Annotated in this window: 16 protein-coding genes; 8 read left to right on the top strand and 8 right to left on the bottom strand. The window is 47.7% G+C overall.

The window, feature by feature from the left end; genetic code table 11:
• Positions 1-8 precede the first annotated feature (8 nt).
• Together MKX74_RS16215 and MKX74_RS16210 are read left to right on the top strand one after the other, a co-directional pair.
• The gene (locus MKX74_RS16215) at positions 9-1,115 is read left to right on the top strand and encodes a GerAB/ArcD/ProY family transporter (protein ID WP_341180593.1); all 1,107 of its coding nucleotides are present in this window, start codon (positions 9-11) and stop codon (positions 1,113-1,115) included.
• 46 nt (positions 1,116-1,161) lie between these two features.
• Entirely contained in the window at positions 1,162-2,097 is a 936-nt protein-coding gene (locus MKX74_RS16210) for a VOC family protein (RefSeq protein WP_341179125.1), read from the top strand.
• A gap of 82 nt (positions 2,098-2,179) precedes the next feature.
• On the opposite strand, the gene MKX74_RS16205 is transcribed toward MKX74_RS16210, so the two are convergent.
• The 7 genes from MKX74_RS16205 to MKX74_RS16175 form a co-directional block, all read right to left on the bottom strand.
• On the bottom strand, positions 2,180-3,478 hold the full coding sequence (locus MKX74_RS16205; protein WP_341179124.1) for a Gfo/Idh/MocA family protein: 1,299 nt from the start codon (positions 3,476-3,478) through the stop codon (positions 2,180-2,182).
• 26 nt (positions 3,479-3,504) lie between these two features.
• Entirely contained in the window at positions 3,505-4,335 is an 831-nt protein-coding gene (locus tag MKX74_RS16200; protein ID WP_341179123.1) for a glycoside hydrolase family 43 protein, read from the bottom strand.
• Between the two features lie 20 nt (positions 4,336-4,355).
• Positions 4,356-5,192, bottom strand: coding sequence for a carbohydrate ABC transporter permease (locus tag MKX74_RS16195; RefSeq protein WP_341179122.1), 837 nt, complete (start codon positions 5,190-5,192; stop codon positions 4,356-4,358).
• On the bottom strand, positions 5,189-6,133 hold the full coding sequence (locus MKX74_RS16190) for a carbohydrate ABC transporter permease (RefSeq protein WP_341179121.1): 945 nt from the start codon (positions 6,131-6,133) through the stop codon (positions 5,189-5,191). Before MKX74_RS16190 ends, MKX74_RS16195 begins: the two co-directional genes overlap by 4 nt.
• A gap of 75 nt (positions 6,134-6,208) precedes the next feature.
• Positions 6,209-7,399 (bottom strand): ABC transporter substrate-binding protein, encoded by a 1,191-nt coding sequence (locus MKX74_RS16185; protein WP_341179120.1) that lies wholly within the window; start codon positions 7,397-7,399, stop codon positions 6,209-6,211.
• Between the two features lie 240 nt (positions 7,400-7,639).
• Positions 7,640-9,205 carry a response regulator gene (locus MKX74_RS16180; RefSeq protein WP_341179119.1) on the bottom strand — a complete coding sequence of 522 codons (1,566 nt, stop codon included), beginning with the start codon at positions 9,203-9,205 and terminating at the stop codon, positions 7,640-7,642.
• Positions 9,202-10,968, bottom strand: coding sequence for a sensor histidine kinase (locus MKX74_RS16175; RefSeq protein WP_341179118.1), 1,767 nt, complete (start codon positions 10,966-10,968; stop codon positions 9,202-9,204). The genes MKX74_RS16180 and MKX74_RS16175 overlap by 4 nt, the downstream gene beginning before the upstream one ends.
• A 387-nt stretch (positions 10,969-11,355) precedes the next feature.
• On the opposite strand from MKX74_RS16175, the gene MKX74_RS16170 reads away from it, so the two are divergent.
• Together MKX74_RS16170 and MKX74_RS16165 are read left to right on the top strand one after the other, a co-directional pair.
• Entirely contained in the window at positions 11,356-12,246 is an 891-nt protein-coding gene (locus MKX74_RS16170) for an EAL domain-containing protein (protein ID WP_341179117.1), read from the top strand.
• Between the two features lie 116 nt (positions 12,247-12,362).
• Positions 12,363-13,250: a GGDEF domain-containing protein gene (locus MKX74_RS16165; RefSeq protein ID WP_341179116.1), complete on the top strand. Its 888-nt coding sequence runs from the start codon at positions 12,363-12,365 to the stop codon at positions 13,248-13,250.
• Positions 13,251-13,389: 139 nt separating this feature from the next.
• Here the strand turns inward: MKX74_RS16165 and MKX74_RS16160 are convergent, their stop codons facing one another.
• Positions 13,390-14,787 (bottom strand): hypothetical protein, encoded by a 1,398-nt coding sequence (locus tag MKX74_RS16160; RefSeq protein ID WP_341179115.1) that lies wholly within the window; start codon positions 14,785-14,787, stop codon positions 13,390-13,392.
• Positions 14,788-15,116: 329 nt separating this feature from the next.
• Between MKX74_RS16160 and MKX74_RS16155 the strand changes: the two genes are divergently transcribed.
• The 4 genes from MKX74_RS16155 to MKX74_RS16140 all read left to right on the top strand — a co-directional run bounded on the left by MKX74_RS16155 (position 15,117) and on the right by MKX74_RS16140 (position 19,724).
• Positions 15,117-16,160: a BMP family lipoprotein gene (locus MKX74_RS16155; RefSeq protein WP_341179114.1), complete on the top strand. Its 1,044-nt coding sequence runs from the start codon at positions 15,117-15,119 to the stop codon at positions 16,158-16,160.
• Positions 16,161-16,253: 93 nt separating this feature from the next.
• A complete protein-coding gene (locus MKX74_RS16150; RefSeq protein WP_341179113.1) occupies positions 16,254-17,753 on the top strand; it encodes an ABC transporter ATP-binding protein in 1,500 nt (499 codons plus the stop codon).
• Complete coding sequence (locus MKX74_RS16145; protein WP_341179112.1) at positions 17,750-18,817, top strand: ABC transporter permease; 1,068 nt, start codon at positions 17,750-17,752, stop codon at positions 18,815-18,817. Before MKX74_RS16150 ends, MKX74_RS16145 begins: the two co-directional genes overlap by 4 nt.
• Complete coding sequence (locus MKX74_RS16140) at positions 18,801-19,724, top strand: ABC transporter permease (RefSeq protein ID WP_018886325.1); 924 nt, start codon at positions 18,801-18,803, stop codon at positions 19,722-19,724. The genes MKX74_RS16145 and MKX74_RS16140 overlap by 17 nt, the downstream gene beginning before the upstream one ends.
• Positions 19,725-19,730 lie beyond the last annotated feature (6 nt).

The following is a 19,730-nucleotide window of genomic DNA, read 5'->3' as shown; positions in this document are numbered from 1 at the left end:
CAGTGAAGATGGAGCTAACAGGTATTCAGGTATTCTGGATGATCATGACGATGAACTTGGGGATGAGCCTGGTGATGACCATTACACCTGCTTTGCAGGTCGACTCTCAGGATGCTTGGATGTCTATAATTGTTGCTTGTGGCATCGCCATGCTCGTAGCCCTACTAGCTACCCAGACATCCAAGCTGCAGCCCGCTCTAACTCTCGTAGAGTCCAGTCAGAAGATCCTGGGGTCATGGCTCGGCAAGCTGGTGATTGTCACGTACATTATTCAGTGGTACACCATCATTCCGATTGTGCTCCGTCAGTTCTCTGATTTGGCTCAAGTCATGCTACTGCAAAAGACACCTAAAGAAGCGATCATTGCCTTGATGGTGCTTCTGATTGTATATGTGACCTACATAGGGGGGATTGAAGGAGTTGGACGATGCAGCGAATTTTTGGGTCCCATCATATTGATCATGGTAGCCGTGGTGCTAGTTGCGAATATTTTTAATGTTCATGGGAGTCAGATCCTACCGGTCTACGCAGACAGTGGCATGCTGAAGATTGTGAAGGGAGCCTTTGCCCCTGCGTCCTATCTGGGACACTCCATAGAATATCTAATGCTGGCTTCGTTCGTGAAACAGCAGCCGCATAAGTCTTCCTACGTATTCTGGGCTGTACTATTGGCTAGCTTCATGGTGCTCGTTACGACCGTAACTATAATTTGTACCATTGGGAGTACGCTGGCCTCGACGATGTGGTACCCTTTTTTTGAGTTGGCTCGAAAAATCTCGCTCTTCGGCTTTATTGATAATTTTGATGCTGTGCCTGTCGTGGTCTGGATTGCGAGTGTCTTCATCAAATTGTCCGTCTATTTCTTCGTTGCCTGCTATGGAACAGCCAAGTTCCTGAATATTCGTAACTGGAGAAATCTAATATGGATCCTTGCCCCGGTGATGTTTGCGTTCGCCTTGATTCCACAGGATGTATCGCAAGCCTCCACCAATTATCTGATCAACTATTGGGTGCCGATCGCGCTACCAATCAACATGCTCGGGTTGCCCCTGCTGCTGCTGGTAGTTGGGAAGTGGAGACAACGCAGGAGGAAGAATCGTTCTCGCCATGCATAATGATCATGCTACAATCAGCTTATACAATTCGTGAGGAGGAAAGATCATGTCCAATGTTAAAAACGATTCACAGCGTCACAAACTGATTCCACATCTGTGGTTCGATCGAGAAGCGACCGATGCTGCAGCGTTCTATTGTTCGATATTTCCGAATTCAGAGGTCACCCATACAACGCTCTTGCAGAATACGCCCTCAGGTGATTGTGATCTCGTCTCCTTCACCCTCTGGGGACTTCCTTTTCAGGCAATCTCGGCAGGGTCTTATTTCAAGCTCAACCCGTCCATCTCCTTCATTGTCAATTTTGATCCATCCCGCGAAGCGAACGCAAGCGCTATGCTGGACGAGGTATGGTCCAAGCTGTCCGATGGAGGTACGCCGCTAGTGCCGCTGGACAAGTATCCGTTCAGTGAGCGCTTCGGCTGGATACAGGATAAATATGGTGTTACCTGGCAGTTGATGCTGACGAATCCCGCGGGCGAACCCCGTCCTCCGCTTGTCCCTTCATTTATGTTCGTTGGTGAAAATGTTGGCAGAGCAGAGGAAGCACGCGAATTCTACCTCTCCATCTTTCGGCATTCCACCCCAGGCTCCTTGCAGCACTATGGACCTGGTCAGGAGCCCAATCAAGCAGGTACGGTCATGTTCACCGACTTCATGCTGGAGGGAACCTGGCTTGCGGCTATGGATAGTGCCATGGAGCACGCATTCAGCTTCAATGAAGCGATATCCTTTATGATTCGCTGTGAATCTCAAGAGGAGATTGATCATTATTGGGAGGCTTTATCTGCTGTACCAGAAGCCGAGCAGTGCGGCTGGCTCAAGGATCGGTACGGGATTTCGTGGCAGGTAGTTCCTGCCAATATGGATGACTTTATGAACAAGGGTACGGCAGAGCAGCGTGAGCGAGTAACGAAAGCATTCATGAGCATGAAGAAGTTCAACCTGGCTGAACTGCAAGCCGCCTTTGATGGTCCACAATAAATAAAGCCCCAATACCCAGTTCTATGGGTATTGGGGGAGGATTATCTATCGAACTGTACCACATGCTTTCTACCAGTAGGGGTCAGACAGAATGGATTATGGGACGTATTCCAGTCGATCCAGCAAGCAACTCTTCGATCTTCACGGATCGATGTTCCTGAATGGACCGCCACATTGCCTCACCTGCAGCAATAGAGCAAGCTCCTGCTAGCGATCCAGCAAGGATATCGTCACCTCGGTGCTTGTCCGGTCGCCCAAACAGGTCATTAAGCAACACTGGATCACCGCCGCCATGCCCACCTTCACCACGGACCACATAAATGATTTCCTTGGCTCCGAATAGAGGATAATAGTCAATCGTTTGTTGTGGAATCGGAAAAGAGATCCGGCTAGGTTCGTGGTATTCCGTACTTTCAATTCGACCTTTTGTACCATTGATTGCTAGCCGGTATCCTTCATAAGGCGCTGAGAAATTAATGGAATAACTCAGGAGTGCACCTTGGTTATATCGTATGGAAGCTGTGTATGTGTCCTCAATCCCGATCTCAGAATCAAAGATACATGCGTCTGTCCGGTAATTGGTGTATTTAGGTGTGGTGTTGTCTTCCGCACGCAGGTGGTCGTCACGGACATCTGCCGCCGACCAACGCATAACATAAGCGCAGTCTTCACGGACATCACACGTTTCACAGTAGCGTCCATCCACTTGAGCAGGATTATATTCAGAATTTGCACCGTAATAGTTCAAGGCTCCGAAGGCAAACACTTCCTCTGGCTGCTGGTCTAGCCACCAATTCACAAGATCAAGATGATGCGTTGATTTATGAACGGAAAGCCCTCCCGAGATTTCTCGATTCCTGTTCCATCTGCGGAAGTAACTGGAGCCATGAAAGGTATCCACGTACCAGTTCAGATCAACAGAGGTAATTCGGCCAAGCTTGCCGTCCCGAATCATTTCTTTGATCCGAAGATGTATCGGATTGTAACGGTAGTTGAACAAGACCGTTACCTTTCCTTTACTCCGTGCTTCGGCTTCCATCACTTTTACCGCATCCGCAGCGTTTGTGACCATCGGTTTTTCGGACAATACATCCAGGTTATGCTTGAGACCAGCAAGGATGTAATCAATATGAGTATCATCCCTGCTAGTAACGATGATCGTATCTGCGCCCGTCTCTTGCCGCATCCGTTCAAACTCCTCCGGGACGTAGGTCGGCACTTGGGTCAAAGCTGGAAACTGAGCTACTGCTACATCAAAACGAAGGGGATCACGATCCAGCAAGGCGACGATCTGATGTTCCTTCGCATAAGTGGTAAGCATGGGTTCTATAAACATGATTAATGCGCGGTTGCTGACTCCACATATAGCATATTTTTTCATAGATTATGCGCCTTCTTTCTTCATATTTACATCAGACAGAGTACAGAGGCGTGTCTAATTCCGGCAGGAAGTCGGATTATATCTTTAGAGAGCCGGTTCCAGCTGGCTAGATCATTGGATCCGAAAGCAGCATAACATCCCTCATGAAAGCCATCTGCCAGGAGAACCCATTTCCACGGGAGTTGATTATCTTCCGGAAGCATGTAAGCCGTCGGTCCTTCCAAGAGGGGAGGAGTTAGCAGATCCGAGAGTGGACCGAAAACAACTTTATCTGATGTAATCTCCATTCGGCATGAACGAATCGCTTTGAAGTCGGTGCCAGGCTCATTCCGTCCCCGCTCATCCTTAAATAGTAGAAGCTGGTCGCCATCTACTGTCACAACCGAAGCATCAATCACGTTAAATCCAGGGTCGAAAAACAGGGCTGGCTCCGTAAATGATTTGAAATCACGAGTGGTCGTGGACCAGATTCGATGATCTCGTGGACCTGGCTTTACGGTGGAGGACCAAATAATCCGGTAGAAGTCATGAACGGAGTCATAGAAGGCTTCCGGCGCCCATACGTTCTGAGTATCTGGCCATTGGTGCATTAGCGGAATAAGTCGCATGTCCTCCCAGTTGTTCAAATCGAGGCTTGTTGCATAGCCGATGCTAAGACTGTTCCAGCCATCCGTCCAAAGCGCATGGAACCTGTCGCTTTTGTCCTGAAGAATAAAGGGATCACGGATTTGTCCAGTCCCAATCGACGATGTCAGTATAGGAAGGCCGCCGTTTCGTTCTGTCCAAGATAGGCCGTCCACACTCTCTGCGAGAAATAGACTTTCCGCTTCTTCTTTAAAGTAACTAAGTAAGTACATAATATCCTCATGTCTTTCTTTTATTTAATACCGCTAGTTGCAACGCCTTCGACAAAGTGTTTTTGCGCAATGAAGAAGATAATGACTGGGGGAATAATAGCTACGATGGACATGGCGAACAGAGATCCCCAGTTGATCTGAGCAGCGTTATCCACAAACATTTGCAAAGCCAAAGGCACGGTGTACTTACGCACTTCGTTCAAATAGAGCAGTTGGTCGAAGTAGTCATCCCAGCTCCATAGGAATGAAAAAATTCCCATGGTGTAAAGTACTGGCTTACAGTTCGGTAACAGAATGCTGAAGAATGTACGAAAGGGACCACAGCCATCCATCAGAGCGGCCTCGTCTAAATCCCGGGGCAGCCCTCTTAAAAACTGAATCATCAGATATACAAAAAAGGCATTGCTGGCCAGAAAGTATGGCAAAACAAGTGGGAGAATCGTATTAATCCAACCCAGATTAGAAAACATGACATAACGCGGAATCAGCAGCACCTGCGTAGGCAACATCAAGGTTCCAAGCAGAATGGAGAACCATAGTTTCTTCAACGGGAAATTCATCCTTGCAAAAGGGAAGGCAACGAGTGAGCTGGAGAGAATACACCCAACTACCGATAAAAGTGAGATGGTTAGCGAATTGATGATGAAATCGCCAAAGGTGTAACCCGGAACAGCATCCCAGCCCTTTGCATAATTACTGAAATGGAACTGAGTTGGCCAAAGGCTTGTTACTGTGAAAATTTCATCATTGGCTTTAAAACTGCCGAGCAATAGCCAAATGATGGGATAGACCATCGTAAAAGACATGAGAATCAGTAGGAGATTTTTGCCGATAATGGCGGGCTTCAACTGCATCATTTCCCACTTCCTTTCGCGTCATTTTCATAATACACCCAGCGCTTGGAGGTCAGGAATATGATGGCTGTCACGGCCGCGATCAGCATAAGCAGACTCCAGGAAACAGCAGAAGCATAACCCATACGCTGTTGCTTGAAAGCAAGGTCGTAAATATACAATACAGAGAACAAAGTTTCGTCCATAGGGCCGCCCTTCGTGATGATATAACCTTGAGTAAACACTTGAAAAGAACTAATCGTCTGTAGAATCAAATTGAACAGAAGAATGGGCGAGATCATCGGTAGTGTGATCTTTAAGAATCGGGATAACGAACTTGCACCGTCTATCTGGGCCGCTTCGTATAGTTCTCCGGGGACATTTTTTAGACCTGCTAGAAAAATAACCATTGAAGATCCGAACTGCCATACAACAAGCATGATCAAAACATAAAGAGCATAATCAGGTTGCCCGAGCCATTCCTTTCCGGCAATACCAAGTAGGCTCAGAAAGCTGTTAAGCAAACCGTCCATTCCGAAAATATTGCGCCACATGACTGCAACAGCGACGCTTCCGCCGATCAGGGAAGGCAGGTAAAAGAGGGTTCTGTATATTGTCATGCCAAGTGAAGCTTTATACAGCAGAATAGCGACAAACAGTGCCATGGCAAGCTTCAATGGAACAGAAAGAAGGACATATGTCAGCGTCACTTCCATAGATTTCAGGAAGCGTGGATCTTGGAACATCTGGATATAGTTTTGCAGTCCGACAAAGGTCGAGCTTCGCAGTGTAGTTTCGGTTAAAGACAAATACAGCGAATTAAGAAATGGCCAAAGTGTCAATCCAAAGAATCCGATGAGCCATGGCAGCAAGAACAAATAGGCAACCCAAGCTTGCTTCTTGAAGCGACTTTGTTTTTTCTTAGTTTGGTTGATAAGGGCCGATGAGGTTCGTATGGTTTCCATGGGCTCCTACTCCTTTCTGACGTGGAAAAGCAGTGAAATCTGAAGCGAGCTATGCCCGCTCCAGTGATCCTGCTATTACTTGCCGCCAAATGCGGTGTTCACTTCATTCATTAGTTTTTTTGCGCCTTCATCGACGCTGACTTTACCGAACGCGATTTCCTGACCGACTTTCTCAATCAGACCCTTCCAGTTCAGAACTTGTGGGCCATTCGGAGGAAAAGCTATGGTTACGCCTTCAAGCTTGTTAATTGACTGGATTAATGCGATGTTCTTCTTGTCTCCTTCGGACAGATCCGAGGTCGACAGTAGCGCTTCTTGCTGCTCTTCGGTAGGCAGTACACCACGTGTTGTCTTCAGGACTTTGGCTGCATCGGTATCATGAACGAAGAAGTTGAGAAATTTTGCGGCTTCTTCAGGATGCTTCGTGGTCGTGCTGATGGAGAGTAACTGGCTTGTACCCGGCAACACGGTTCGTTGGGTCGTGGCACTCTGAGGCATCATGACCATATCTAATGTATTTTTAGTCTGACTCTGGAAACGGCTGAACGAACTGGACGCAATGGGAACGAAAGCGACTTTTCCCTTTACGATCAACGAATTGGCAGAATCGTCGGAAGTTGCCGACAGATCAGGAGGTGCTACCGCGTTCACGGTGCGAAGATCAGCCCAGTACTGGTAATAGGATTTAATTTGATCCTCAGTGAACGTGTAGGCTGTTGCGTCGTTCGGGAACGGTTCAGGTGCATCCAGTGCAGTAACACCAAATGTTTTAAATACGTCAAAGGCAACAGATGAATCGACAGCACCATAGACTTTGCCGCCTGACTTATCGTAGACTTCCTTAAACTTGGCTGCTAGGTCATCCCAGGTGTAGGGAGGCGTCGGAGGTTCAATGCCGAGACTGTCAAGTAATGTCTTGTCGTATAGGTAAGCATCTGTGGCAAGGCCGATGTAAGCACCGACTGTCTTCCCATCCATGGCTACGGATTCCATGACGGCTGTGTTCATACCTGTCTTGTCCAGTGTATCGTCCAGAGGCAGAAGGGCGTCGATGCCAAGCCGGTTGTTGATATCTCCGGTCGATTGGAACAGATCGGGAGCGCTGTTGCCTGCGACCTGAGCCTGTAGCTTGGACTCGTATCCGTCAAAACCCGAATATTCTGGGAGGATTTTAATACCCGGATTTTTTTCTTCAAAAATCTTGATCGCCTCAAGAGTAGCGGTGTGGCGGTCTTCCGATCCCCACCAGGCGAAGCGCAGTTCCACGGTTTCCTTTCCGTTACCTGTATCAGCAGTTCCATTCCCGCTGTTCGAACAAGCTGAGAGCATAAGTAAGGCTACGGAAAGAACGGCGATTGACCAAGTTTTCCATTTCATAAGATTGATCTCCTTTTGTATAATGTTCTCGCTTACAATTTAGATTCTATTATAAAGCGCTTTCATTAAGTAGATAATAGAACTACGAAAACGAACACATTTCAACGGAGAAATGACTTCCTTAGAACATCACTTGAATTGTGATGGTTTGACTCCGGTGTATTCTTTGAAAAGTTTACTGAAATAATGTGCGTTTTTGTATCCGACCTTTTGTGACACTTCGTATACCCGGCTACCTGGTGACAGCAGCAGTTTTTTAGCCCGTTCCATCCGCTGTTGAGTAACGTACTCCGTAAACCCTATCCCTACAGCCTCTTTGAACAAGGTACCTAAATAATTTGGCGTAAGAAATACCATTTGAGCAAGTTCTTCTAGTCGTAATTCCGAATCTAGATGACTTTCAATAAAATCTAGGCACACGCGAATAGTCTGACGATTCTTTTTGTCCGTAGTTTCGGGAAGGTAATCTATCAAACGTTTATACAGAGCTTTGATTAGTGGGAAAACTTCGTCAGGATGACTATGCTTTCGGATATTTTGAAAAGCACTGACGTATTCAGAGGCCAGAGAACTGGATGTCTCATTAAGCTCATAGAGAATCAGGGAAAGCAGCATGATTAATTCGCTGCTTAGTTTATGGATATAACCAGCCGGATATAAGGTCTCTGACTTTTTGTACTCTTGTTGAAGACGATTCAGTTGCTGCTCGACTAATTCTTCGTTACGGACGTATACTGCATTTAACAGCTTCTGACGTTCTTTGTCCGGGAATAAAGTCTGATCGTTCACAAAGGATTCTTCCCATCCGGCCGTAGGCTCCTCAACGGAGAATAGCCTTAGCTTCATTGCTTCACGAGCCTCCTGGAAGGATTTGGGTAGGTGGTAGGGAACAGTACATAGCTTGCCGTAAGCAAACTGAAAAGATACATGATGTCTAGCCTGAATTCCCTGGGAAGCTTCGTTCAAAACTAGTTGAAGTTGCACTGCATCTTCAGGCGTTGTAAAAGACATAAGAAGAATAATGCCTCTGACATTATAGAGTAGTGCGACAGGATCACCGCACGATTCTGCCGCAGTGCACACATTCTGTCGAATCAAATCCAAATTAGGCACCGCTGTAAGAGTAGGCAATACATAGCCAATCACTGCCTGGTAATAGGGAGCCTCCATGGGCAGGCCTATAAATTCCATCAGTTCTGGCTCATAGTCGCCCTTTAACATGCTGAACAGTAGTTGTTCCTGCAAAAGAGGCAGGCTTTCTTGCAACTTGTTCTCTACCCATGCGGTCTCATTCATTCGTTCCTTTTCTGCGCTGATAGTCTCAGTCAGCCTTTCGAGCACTTCCAGGATCGCATCTAATTCAATGGGTTTTAGAAGATACTCAAATATTCCGTAAGAAATTGCCTTTTTGGCAAACTCGAATTCGTCATGTCCTGTGAGCACCACAATTTTACACGGGTATTTCATCGTTTTAATGAACTGGGTTAATTCGAAGCCGTCCATGATCGGCATTTTTATATCCGTAAAGACAATATCAATCGGAGTTGCGGAATCTGAAAGTATATCTATTGCTTCTTTTCCGTTATTGGCATACCCCATGACCTGCATACCGTAGTCACTCCATTCAACGGCATCTCTTAATCCCTCCAGAACAAAGTCTTCATCATCTACAAGTAGCACTCGTAATTCGCTCAATGTGTGTCCTCCTCCATTTCTTGAAACAATCGCCGAGGTAGTCTGATCTGTGCAAGTGTTCCCCGTTCTACGTCTAGATAGCTTAGGCCATAAGACTGACCATAATGAAGTCTAATCCGCTCGTTTACGTTATGAATACCGTATCCAACCGACCCCAAACCCTGTTTCAGCGCCTCGTTTAACATCTCAGGGTTCACCCCAACTCCATCGTCTTTGATATGAAAAATCAGGTCATCCCCGCAGTAGATACCTCTGAGTTCGATCAGGCCTGCTCCCTTGTTGCTTGAGAGGCCGTGAACAAAGCAGTTTTCGACTAAGGGCTGCAGTATAATTTTGATGGTCTCACAAGTAAGCATGCTGGGATCGACATGCTGGACGTAATGGAAGCGGTCTTGGTATTTGTGACGCATAATATGAATGTAAGCATCCAAGTGAGCAAGTTCAGCGGACACCGATGTCAACTCTCTGCCTTTATTAAGGCTCAATCGGAATATTTTTCCGAGGTTTGCAGTCATCTTGCTAATCTCCGGTGCTTGATGTCGGATCGCCATCCAATTAATGGCGTCTAACGTGTTGTAAAGAAAGTGAGGATTGATTTGGGATTGAAGTGCCCGAAGTTCCATTTCCCTGAGTTGCTTTTGCTCACGCTCACTGTCTGCCATTAATTCTCGAATTTTTGAAGACATGATTAAGAATTTTTCATTCAGTTGTCCAATTTCGTTAGTATATTCTGAATCTAATTCAATATTGAAGTTGCCATGGCCTACCTTATTCATTTGTCGAATCAACCGTTTTAGAGGCTGAGTAACTGACTGTGAGAATAATACCGCACCAGTTACCGCGAGTACGAAGCAACAAGCAGCAACAAGCAATAATCGTGTGAAGAGGGCGGGCATACCTTCAACTACGTCACCATAGGGTTTAAAGCGAATAATTCGCCAATTGAAGTCGTTCGGTGAACTGAAAACGCTTAAGTATTTGTGATTGCCAAGATAAGTGAGTGTATATCCTTTTTTTTGATCTGCAAAAGAAGTTACGATATCATGAGTAGCCCTATCAGACAGCTTAGCTCCGGAAGTATCATAGATCTCATTATTTTCATCGGCAAAATAAATTAGGTCTCCATTCGATGAACGTAGCCCCGATAGATCATTTAAGCTGCTGAAATGCAGATTGATGAAGACATAGCCTAATCGAGTTTCGCCTTTAGTGATTTCATGGAAGTAAGTTATAATTTTTGTGTCTGTTCCATCGCTGCGCATATCATTGCTGCGAGGGGGGATAAATCCTTCTTTACGTGACTCTACATAGGACCAAAAGTTTTTTTCTACGGCGCGACTTAGCTCATAAAAGCCATTCGGATTAGAGTAGTTATAAATATCCATTCTGTCGGTTACAATCATGATTTCGCTAATATCGTTTCTCGAATAAGCTGCATTGGATAGAATACGAGTGGCGGTATCGTTGTTGCGAATCTGCTGATATAGATCCGATCCCTTGGAATGCTGAAGGATTGAGACCACTTCTGGATTGATAACAATAGATAGTGCAGCTGACCGAATTGAGGTCATGCGTTGGTTCACTTGGTAATTCATTTGTTCCAACTCAGACAGTGAATACTCGCTTAGTTTTGAAGAAATCAGTCTAGAAGTTGAGTAATAGACAACAATGCTAATTAGTGTCATTAGAATCAAAACAAGCAGACTTAGCATAATTAACAATGTTGGTTGAAGTTTTCGTATTTTGAACCAGTGTATGCGCATAGAGGTCCCTCCTCAACGTTTGTCGATTTATGCATTATTTTATCGAATTGGTTTTTAGAATAGCATCCTCTTTCACAGAAATCTATGAGTAACTTTCTTAATTACGGACTTGAAAGCTGCCCAGATTGATGAAGAAGATGAGCTGTCATGGGCAAACAAGTGATACAGAAAATCATATAGCTCTTCTATTCTGTCACAGGAGAAGCTTATTCCTCCTAGGGCTTTCACATGATGAAGGGGGCGAGGTTACGGAAGGTAAGCTTTATGCGACTCTATTAAGGCATAAGATTAACAAGATTTTACGTGCAGTTGATGATTTTTGTGCAACCAAATGATACCATGGGGCTATATATCCGCCCTCACTATAGGCATAAAGGATGCATTTTCATGAAGAAAAGGGTTTCTATATACCCATATACGAATCAGTTCACCAATTTTCTTACCTATGTTCATAATAATGCCCGGAAGACAATGATTACATATCGACAGTTCTCTGAGCTGCATAAGATTATGAGTCACAATCGGCTCACGACATTTTTTCAGCCCATCATGAATCTGCAGGATGGAAGCTGCCTCGGCTACGAGATATTAAATCGACCGCCTCTGTCGAGCAGTTTTCCCAGCACAGAATCCTTCTATGAGTTCATCGGTCATACCGATCAGGTCTTTGCCTTCGAACGGTTTTGTCGTGAAATTTCTATCGAACGCTTCAGAGCCTCCTTTCCGGCAGATAGAGACCCGAAGGAGGCCGTCGTATTTCTGAATGTACATCCCCAGGTGCTGGCTGATTCCCATTATCGGAGTGGAGAGACGGTCAATCTCCTTCACGTACATGGTCTGTCACCAGAGCAGGTTGTCCTTGAGCTCACCGAAAAGCAGGCGGTCCATGATTATCTTGAATTTGAACGGATTCTGTCCAACTATCGGGCACAAGGCTTCCGAATTGCAATTGATGATGTCGGTTCTGGTTATAGCAGTCTCAAAGCCATTATTAGCTTGAAGCCGGACTTCATCAAATTGGACAGAGCTCTGATTCGATACGCCGATGTCCACTCAGATCAGCAGCACCTTGTCAGGTTATTGAAGGAGTTCGCTGCTGGCTCGGGCACCTATATCGTAGCCGAAGGGATCGAACGAGATGAGGAGATTGAATTTTTGCGAAGTGAAGGCATTGAGTATGGACAAGGGTATGCACTGGGCCGACCAGATCCTCAATTAAAGTTCCCAAAGCTTGAATTTGGCCAAGCGGGGTTAAGAAATACAGATAAGAGTAACTAATTAGCTATGACAAAGAGAAGGTGAACGGTATATTTACGCAAATTGGAGATATAGCAGAAACCATTCCTGTAGTAGCGCCAGATACGAAATGCGATATTGTGTATCGTCTATTTAAGATGAAACCTAATCTGGAAGGAATTGCGATCATGGGAGAGGATGGTGTTCCATCATTGATGATGCGAGCCCGCTTCTTTCAACAGATCGGCTCACAGTATGGATATACCCTCTACATGGGCCGTCCGGTCAGCCTGGTCATGAACGTACGACCGCTTGTCGTAGATTATGCCGAGCAGATTACAGAAGTAAGTATTCAGGCTATGAATCGCACAGAGGAGGAATTGTACGATTTGGTGCTGGTGACCTCGAAAGGAAGTCTAAGCGGAGCGGTGAGTATCCGCCGTCTGTTGCTGGCTGTTGCTGATGTACGGGCTGAAATGGCGATCTTCATGAATCCGCTGACAGGCCTGCCTGGAAACCGTATCATTGATGACCGTCTGCATCAGACTCACCAATGTGATTCCTATAGCGTTCTGTACATAGATCTGGATTTCTTCAAATCATATAATGACAGCTATGGCTTCAAAATGGGGGATCAGCTGATTCAGGAGACCGCCAACTTATTACGTCGGCATTATGTGCTTCCCGAAGCATTTCTTGGTCATATTGGTGGAGATGACTTCATAGCCATGCTGAACCATCATCATTATCGTCAAGTATCAGAGGACGTCATAGCTGATTTTGAACAGATGAAGAGAGCATTCTATAATCGGGAGGATCTGCAGAATAACTACGTACTCGGCGAAGGTCGGTCCGGCCAGCATCGGCCCATTCCGTTGGTATCCATGTCCATTGCCGTAGTAACGAACAGCGAGTGTAAGTATGAGAGTGTGGATCAGATTGTGGATGAAGCCACCCGAATCAAAAAGATATGCAAGTCTGTATCGGGCAGCATTATCTGTACCAATGAGAAGCAAACGACAATCAGCCAGCAGCTTTATTCGTAGATGAGCATGAAAATGCTGGATTAACTGTGAGCAGGTTTAGTTTATATCGCATGTTAAGAAAGATATTCAGGTAAAGAAAGGGCTGCAGCATCCGCAAAGTAGATAGATACGGATGTGCAGCCCTGTTCTGCTATTCGTGTTATTCGGATTCACCGTTCAGGTAGTTGAAGAATGGCTGGTCCACCCAGAAAGTGTAGCTTGATACGGTCGCATCAGGTGCAAGCTTGCGCAGACCATCTGCGATCGCCCCGGTCTGTTCCTTGAGTGAGAAGGACTGGCCGTAATAGTTGCCAAGTGAGATTTTGTTGTTAGCAATGACCGGATAGCCGTTCAATGCAGTATGGGTATAATACAGCGGCTGCCACCAGGAGCCATAGATCAGCTTCGCAGTGGAATCGCTATTCTTTTTGGCATATTGGGAAATGATCTGATCGAAGCGGGCTTTGTCTGCCGTATTCTTGAATTCGAACTGAATGTCGTATTCCTTCGCATATGCAATATAGTTACCGTTCTCGATCTGTACTACCTTATAATCGGGTGTCTCCTTCGGCTCGCCCCATTCCTTCAGATAGATGAAGGCGGATGTCTTCGGCTGGAGCTGAACGGCCGCATCAATGCCCTCACTGCGCAGCAGGCCAACAAGCTGGACAGCATGCTTGATATCGTCGTGACCGTAGGTCAGCGTCAAATCATCAATGAAATTGGAATCAAATCGACTGTCCTTCAGGTTGTAGCCTGTGACGAGATCTGTCAGCAGTGCTTGATCCAGAATGGATCTCAGCTCTGGTACCTCAACCAATCCAGTCGAGCGGTAAGCGGCGTACAGCTTCGAATAAATATCTGCATCGTTCGTACGGCCAATGCTGTGTTTGTATTTGCCCTGACTCACGAGGATCCGTCCCAGCAGGGTATTGGTGTATTCTCGGCTAGCAGTTCCACCTTCACGAAGGGCAGGATAGAGACTCTCGGGGACAAGTCCAGTGTCGATGGCAGCTGCCAGCTCTTGGGCGGCTTGACCTGTTACCAGGCTACTGCTGATGCCGGCATGGCTTAAAGTCCGTGCGACTTTAGCATCGGGATAGGTGTAAGCCAGCTCCTTCAAGCCGGAGGCTTTGAAGGCGATCAGAGCTGCATCCAGAGCGTTCAGACGGTCAGCAGCCTTCACCTCAGTATCTGTCAGCACACCCGCATTGTATAGTGATGCAGCCGCATCATATAGAGCACTACCCGTAGTAAGATCACTGAATTCGGGAGCCGTGCCATCTACTGCGGAAACCTTTCCATCCAGAGCAACTGCTGCCAATGCCAGCATAAAATCCCCTTGGGTTGGCTGAGCAGGCAGTTCGATATTGAGCTTTACTTTCAGAAACTGGGCAAAATCAGCGGCGCTATCGCTGTGGATCGTAGCCTGTGGGTTCGAGACGACAGTAGCCGCCTGTGCAGAAGCATAAGGGGTGAAAGCGGGCAGGCTGAAGCTGCCAAGAGCAAGCGGTGCAGCAGCCAAGGCTGCCAGGGTGAAGCGTGATAAGGTTCTCAAGCGTGATTCCTCCTAATAAAATATTATGATATGAATTATGTATGCTGGCACCCAAGTGGGGATAGCCCGAAGAGAACATTTACGATATAATCCTACTAAACGGATTGGATATATCGAATTTAGGAATCAGAATTGCACTGAATTTAGCATGAACCTGATATGCTGTCAATGAGGAAATCAGGAAGAAATTGCACGGAATTGGAAGTTGTCTATGATCAAAATCATAAAAATCTACGAATGAAGTGTAAACCTTCAAAGATTTATTGACAAGGCTCGACATTTTCCGCTAGGATGATAACAAAGAATATCGAAAAGGGGAATTATAAAAAATGAAGCGTGGCTTTTCGTTCGTATTATCTATCCTTATATTGGCCATTTTGCTCTCAGCTTGTGGCACATCTGCTACAAAAAACGAACAATCCACTCAAGGGGCTGAAGGTGGAAACGATAGCGGCAAAGCTCTGAGAGTTGCACTCGTTCTTCCTGAGAAAATCGGGGTCAACCCATTCTTCGTCCAAATGGATGAGGGCTTCAAAAAAGCGGGTACAGACTTCAAGGTGGATGCCAAAACGATCGAGTCTACAGACCCAGCAGCATTTGAGCAAAATCTGCGTGCAGCAGTAGCTGAGAATTATGATCTGATCATCACAGCTACGTTCCAGGCGGAGGATGCGCTTAAGAAGGTAGCTGCTGAGAATCCGGACAAGCCATTCGCGATCATTGACACGACCATTGATCTGCCGAATGTCCGTAGTGTCGGCTTCCGCGAATACGAAGGAGCCTATCTGCTCGGCGCAGCGGCTGGATTGTCCACCAAGTCTAACGTAGTCGGCATGATTGCGGCGATGGACGTTCCCCTGATCAAGAAATATACGGAGGGCTTCAAGGCAGGTCTGGAATCTGTGAATCCGAACGCTGAGTTCCTGGTGAATTATGTGGGTGGCTTCAATGATCCGGCAAAAGCGAAGGAACTGGCGCTGGTGCAATTCGGCAAAGGGGCTGACTTCATCGCTGGAGCGTCTGCTGTAGGCGATCTTGGAGTGTTCGAGGCGGCCAAGGAGAAGGGCTTTTACACCTCCGGTCAGGATACGGACCGCACCGTTGAAGATCCAGAGCATATTGTCCTTTCACAATTGAAATCCACAGATACCGTTGCATATGAGACCGTGAAGGATTTTGTCGAAGGTGACTTTCAATATGGCGCTGTGAACTACGGACTGCAAGAAGATGGAGTGGGTCTTACTTATGTAACGCGTGATAGCGAGACCCCACTGAACGCTTTTGTTGGACAAGAAGTTGTAGACAAGGTTAAAGCGATCAAGGATGATATCGTATCTGGTAAAATCGTCGTGAAAGATCCGCTGCAGCCATAAGCTTCAGCCATAGAGTGATTCGCCGGCTGCCCAATGAGGCAGCCGGTTTTGCTGCTATTTCAAGCCTGAGTACGAGAGGAGCGAATCCCAGAAATGTTGCTGGAGATGGACAAAATTACAAAGATGTACGGTGGATTCACTGCGAACCGGAGCATCGACTTTCAACTACGTGAAGGTGAGATTCATGCTCTCGTTGGCGAGAACGGTGCTGGCAAAACAACGCTGATGCGCATGCTGTACGGGATGGAGCAGCCCACCTCGGGAACGATTCGAGTCCGGGGCCGTGAGGTCAGCATTTCCAGCCCGTCTCAGGCAATGGCGCATGGAATCGGGATGGTGCATCAGCACTTTATGCTGTTTCCTTCCTTCACGGTAGCCGAGAATATCGTGATTGGTCGCGAGCCAGCCAAGGCTGGGGCCTTTGACAGAAAGGCTGCTGCGCAGCTTGTGCAAGAATTGGGGCAACAATACAGCATGCCTGTGGACCCGTGGAAAAGAGTAGGCGAATGCCCGCTTGGCATGCAGCAGCGTGTGGAGATCCTGAAGGTGCTGTACCAAGGTGCAGATGTCATCATTCTGGATGAGCCATCAGCCGTACTTACCCCGCTGGAGGTGAAGGAGCTGCTTGCCAATATGAAGTCGCTCGCACAGCTCGGGAAGAGCTTCATCCTGATCACGCACAAGCTGCAGGAGGTCATGGAGGTAGCGGATCGGATTACCGTGCTGCGAGATGGGCAGGTGACGGGAACGATGAATGCGCGTGAGACCGATGTGGAGCAGCTCTCACGGCTGATGGTAGGCCGAGAATTGATTCGTATCGTGAAGCCGCCAGTTACCGTGGGTGAACCCGTCCTGCAGGTGAAGAACCTGACACTGGAAGGCAGCAAGGATCAGTCGGCCCTGAAGGATATTCAATTGGAGGTTCGACAGGGTGAGATTGTCGGTATTGCAGGTATCTCTGGTAACGGACAATCCGAGCTGATTCAGGTGATCGCAGGACTGCGCAAGCCGAAGCAAGGACAGATCCGATTGTCAGGTCAGGATACGACGAATTGGCCGGTCCGCCGCATTCGGGAGCAGGGTCTGGCGCATATCCCGGAGGATCGTTATATGTGGGGGGCAGCAAAGGATGCCACTGTTCGCGAAAATGGTCTCATGGGGCATCATCATCGGCTACAATTGAAGGGAATCGTAAGAACGCGACAGGCTCGCGAGATGGTCGAGCGCTGGATCAAGCAATTTGGCATCAAGACAGGATCAGTGGACACGAAGGCACAGTTTCTATCGGGAGGTAATCTGCAGAAGCTGATTGCAGCTCGCGAATTCGCGCAGGACACTCCATTTCTGATTGCAGCTGAGCCTACACGTGGTGTCGATATTGGCGCGATGGAAGCCATACATGCCGAGTTGCTGCGTAAGCGAAATGAGGGAGCAGGTATTCTGCTCGTCTCGTCGGAGCTATCGGAGATCTTACAGCTTTCCGACCGGATTCTGGTTATGTACGAAGGTGAGATTGCTGGTGAGCTGACGGCAGAGGCTGCTACGGAGGAACAGATCAGCTTGTGGATGGCAGGAGGGAAAGAACGGATATGAATCGTGTGAAAGACAGTCTTCGCGGGCTGGTACAGCCGCTTCTGGCTGTGCTCATCGGCCTCTTGGCTGGAGCATTGGCTATCCTTCTGGTAGGAGGCTCTGTAATTGAAACGTATGCAGAAATGTGGAAGGGTGCCTTCGGTAACTTCTACTTCTTCACGAATACTCTCGCCCGGTCCACACCCATTATATTAGCAGGACTTGGAGTAGCTCTGGCGTTCCGCGCCGGCTTCTTCAACATGGGGGCAGAGGGACAAATGATTCTTGGTGGTCTTAGCGCTGCCTTGACCGCATTATATGTGCCGGGACCGGGCTGGCTTGTCTGCATTGCAGCAGTAGCAGCAGGCATGATCGCTGGCGGTCTGTACTCCCTGCTGGCCGGCTGGCTGGATGCCCGCTTCGGCATGCATCTGCTCATCACGACATTGCTGCTCAACTATATCGCCTTATGGTTCAGCGGTTATATGGTAGCCTATCCGTTCAAGGATCAGACTGGCTCAGCGGCCATGGCGCAGACGCCCATGCTGGAGCAGGTGACATGGCTGCCGAAGTTGTTCCAAGGGATGGGACTTCATGCCGGATTCATCATAGCAATCGTTGCTGCGCTGCTGGTCTATTGGTTCACGCAGAGAACCGTGATCGGCTATGAAATCCGCATGTTAGGCAGTAATCCCTCCTTTGCAGCCTATGGAGGCGTCCGTCGGATTCGCATGATGATTCTAACCATGATTGTGAGCGGAGGACTGGCCGGATTGGCCGGGGCTGGGGAAGTGCTGGGGACCCAATATCGCTTCATTGACGGCTCCTTCTCCTCGGCGAGCTATGCGTGGAGTGGGATTATGGCTACACTTCTGGCTCGATCCCACCCGCTTGGTACGGCTATCGCAGCCATTCTGTTGGCCGCACTACAGACGGGGTCAATGGGAATGGAGCGGAACACCGATGTGCCGCTAGAGGTAGGAAGTGTAATTCAGGCGGCATTGACACTGTTCGTATCGGCCCAGATCGGGTACGCATTCCTGAAACGGAGAAAGGAGAAGAAGTCCAATGGAACAACTGTTTGATGCCTCCCTGTTCAACTCGACGCTGCGGATGGTCACACCGATCCTGCTGGCAGCGCTCGGCGGAGCGTTGTGCTCCCGGGTTGGCGTATTCAATGTAGGCCTGGAAGGACTTATTCTGATCGGCGCCTTCTCCGCTATACTGGGCAACTATCTATTTGGTCATGTGCTGCTTGCTGTAATCTTTTCTATTATAATAGTAGTTCTCTTCTCGGCGATGTTCGCGTTTATTAGCCTTAATCTCAAGGCGAATGCGATTGTTGTCGGGATCTCGCTTAATTTTCTGGCAGCAGGACTGACTACGTTCGCACTTCGCGCGATTTTCGATGTAAAGGGTGCCTATTATGACAAGAACATGGTGGGTCTGCCGAAATGGGATATTCCGCTCATTCAGGATATTCCTTGGGTTGGAACTGTATTTTCCGGGCATAGCCCACTAGTGTACTTAGGCATCATTCTTGCCATTGTGCTTCAATGGTATCTGTTCAAAAGCGTATCCGGCTTCCGTCTGCGCTCTGTTGGTGAGAATCCGGTCGCTGCGCAAAGCATCGGGATCAAGGTGCGACGTATTCAGTACGGTGCCATCCTGATGTGTGGTGTGCTCTGTGCGCTGGCCGGAGCACAGCTGTCCTTGGGTCAGGTGACGATGTTCACGGAGGGGATGACCGCTGGCCGGGGCTTCATTGCCCTTGTAGCAACGATGCTCGGACAATCCAATCCATTGGGTGTTATGGCCTCCAGTCTGCTGTTTGGTTTCATGGATGCGCTCGGCATTCGTTTGCAGGGCTTCTCGCTGCCAACACATTTTACGATGATGCTGCCATATATCGTGACCTTGCTGGCGATGTTCTTCTTCAAGGACAAAACCTATGCACAGGATGCCCTGAAAGCAGGCGGCAGCTCGCGCTAAGCTTGA

This window comes from Paenibacillus sp. FSL K6-1230 (genome assembly GCF_038002385.1).
Taxonomy (GTDB): Bacteria; Bacillota; Bacilli; order Paenibacillales; family Paenibacillaceae; genus Paenibacillus; species Paenibacillus massiliensis.
Note: the sequence above shows the minus strand (reverse complement) of the source record. Positions and strands in the feature narration are given on the sequence as shown.

What these genes read in the sequence shown, in the direction of transcription:
- MKX74_RS16150 (WP_341179113.1), top strand. Translation starts at nt 16,254, where the DNA reads ATGTTGCTGGAGATGGACAAAATTACAAAGATGTACGGTGGATTCACT.
- MKX74_RS16200 (WP_341179123.1), bottom strand. Translation starts at nt 4,335, where the DNA reads ATGTACTTACTTAGTTACTTTAAAGAAGAAGCGGAAAGTCTATTTCTC.
- MKX74_RS16195 (WP_341179122.1), bottom strand. Translation starts at nt 5,192, where the DNA reads ATGATGCAGTTGAAGCCCGCCATTATCGGCAAAAATCTCCTACTGATT.
- MKX74_RS16215 (WP_341180593.1), top strand. Translation starts at nt 9, where the DNA reads ATGGAGCTAACAGGTATTCAGGTATTCTGGATGATCATGACGATGAAC.
- MKX74_RS16165 (WP_341179116.1), top strand. Translation starts at nt 12,363, where the DNA reads ATGAAACCTAATCTGGAAGGAATTGCGATCATGGGAGAGGATGGTGTT.
- MKX74_RS16175 (WP_341179118.1), bottom strand. Translation starts at nt 10,968, where the DNA reads ATGCGCATACACTGGTTCAAAATACGAAAACTTCAACCAACATTGTTA.
- MKX74_RS16145 (WP_341179112.1), top strand. Translation starts at nt 17,750, where the DNA reads ATGAATCGTGTGAAAGACAGTCTTCGCGGGCTGGTACAGCCGCTTCTG.
- MKX74_RS16155 (WP_341179114.1), top strand. Translation starts at nt 15,117, where the DNA reads ATGAAGCGTGGCTTTTCGTTCGTATTATCTATCCTTATATTGGCCATT.
- MKX74_RS16170 (WP_341179117.1), top strand. Translation starts at nt 11,356, where the DNA reads ATGAAGAAAAGGGTTTCTATATACCCATATACGAATCAGTTCACCAAT.
- MKX74_RS16205 (WP_341179124.1), bottom strand. Translation starts at nt 3,478, where the DNA reads ATGAAAAAATATGCTATATGTGGAGTCAGCAACCGCGCATTAATCATG.
- MKX74_RS16140 (WP_018886325.1), top strand. Translation starts at nt 18,801, where the DNA reads ATGGAACAACTGTTTGATGCCTCCCTGTTCAACTCGACGCTGCGGATG.
- MKX74_RS16190 (WP_341179121.1), bottom strand. Translation starts at nt 6,133, where the DNA reads ATGGAAACCATACGAACCTCATCGGCCCTTATCAACCAAACTAAGAAA.
- MKX74_RS16210 (WP_341179125.1), top strand. Translation starts at nt 1,162, where the DNA reads ATGTCCAATGTTAAAAACGATTCACAGCGTCACAAACTGATTCCACAT.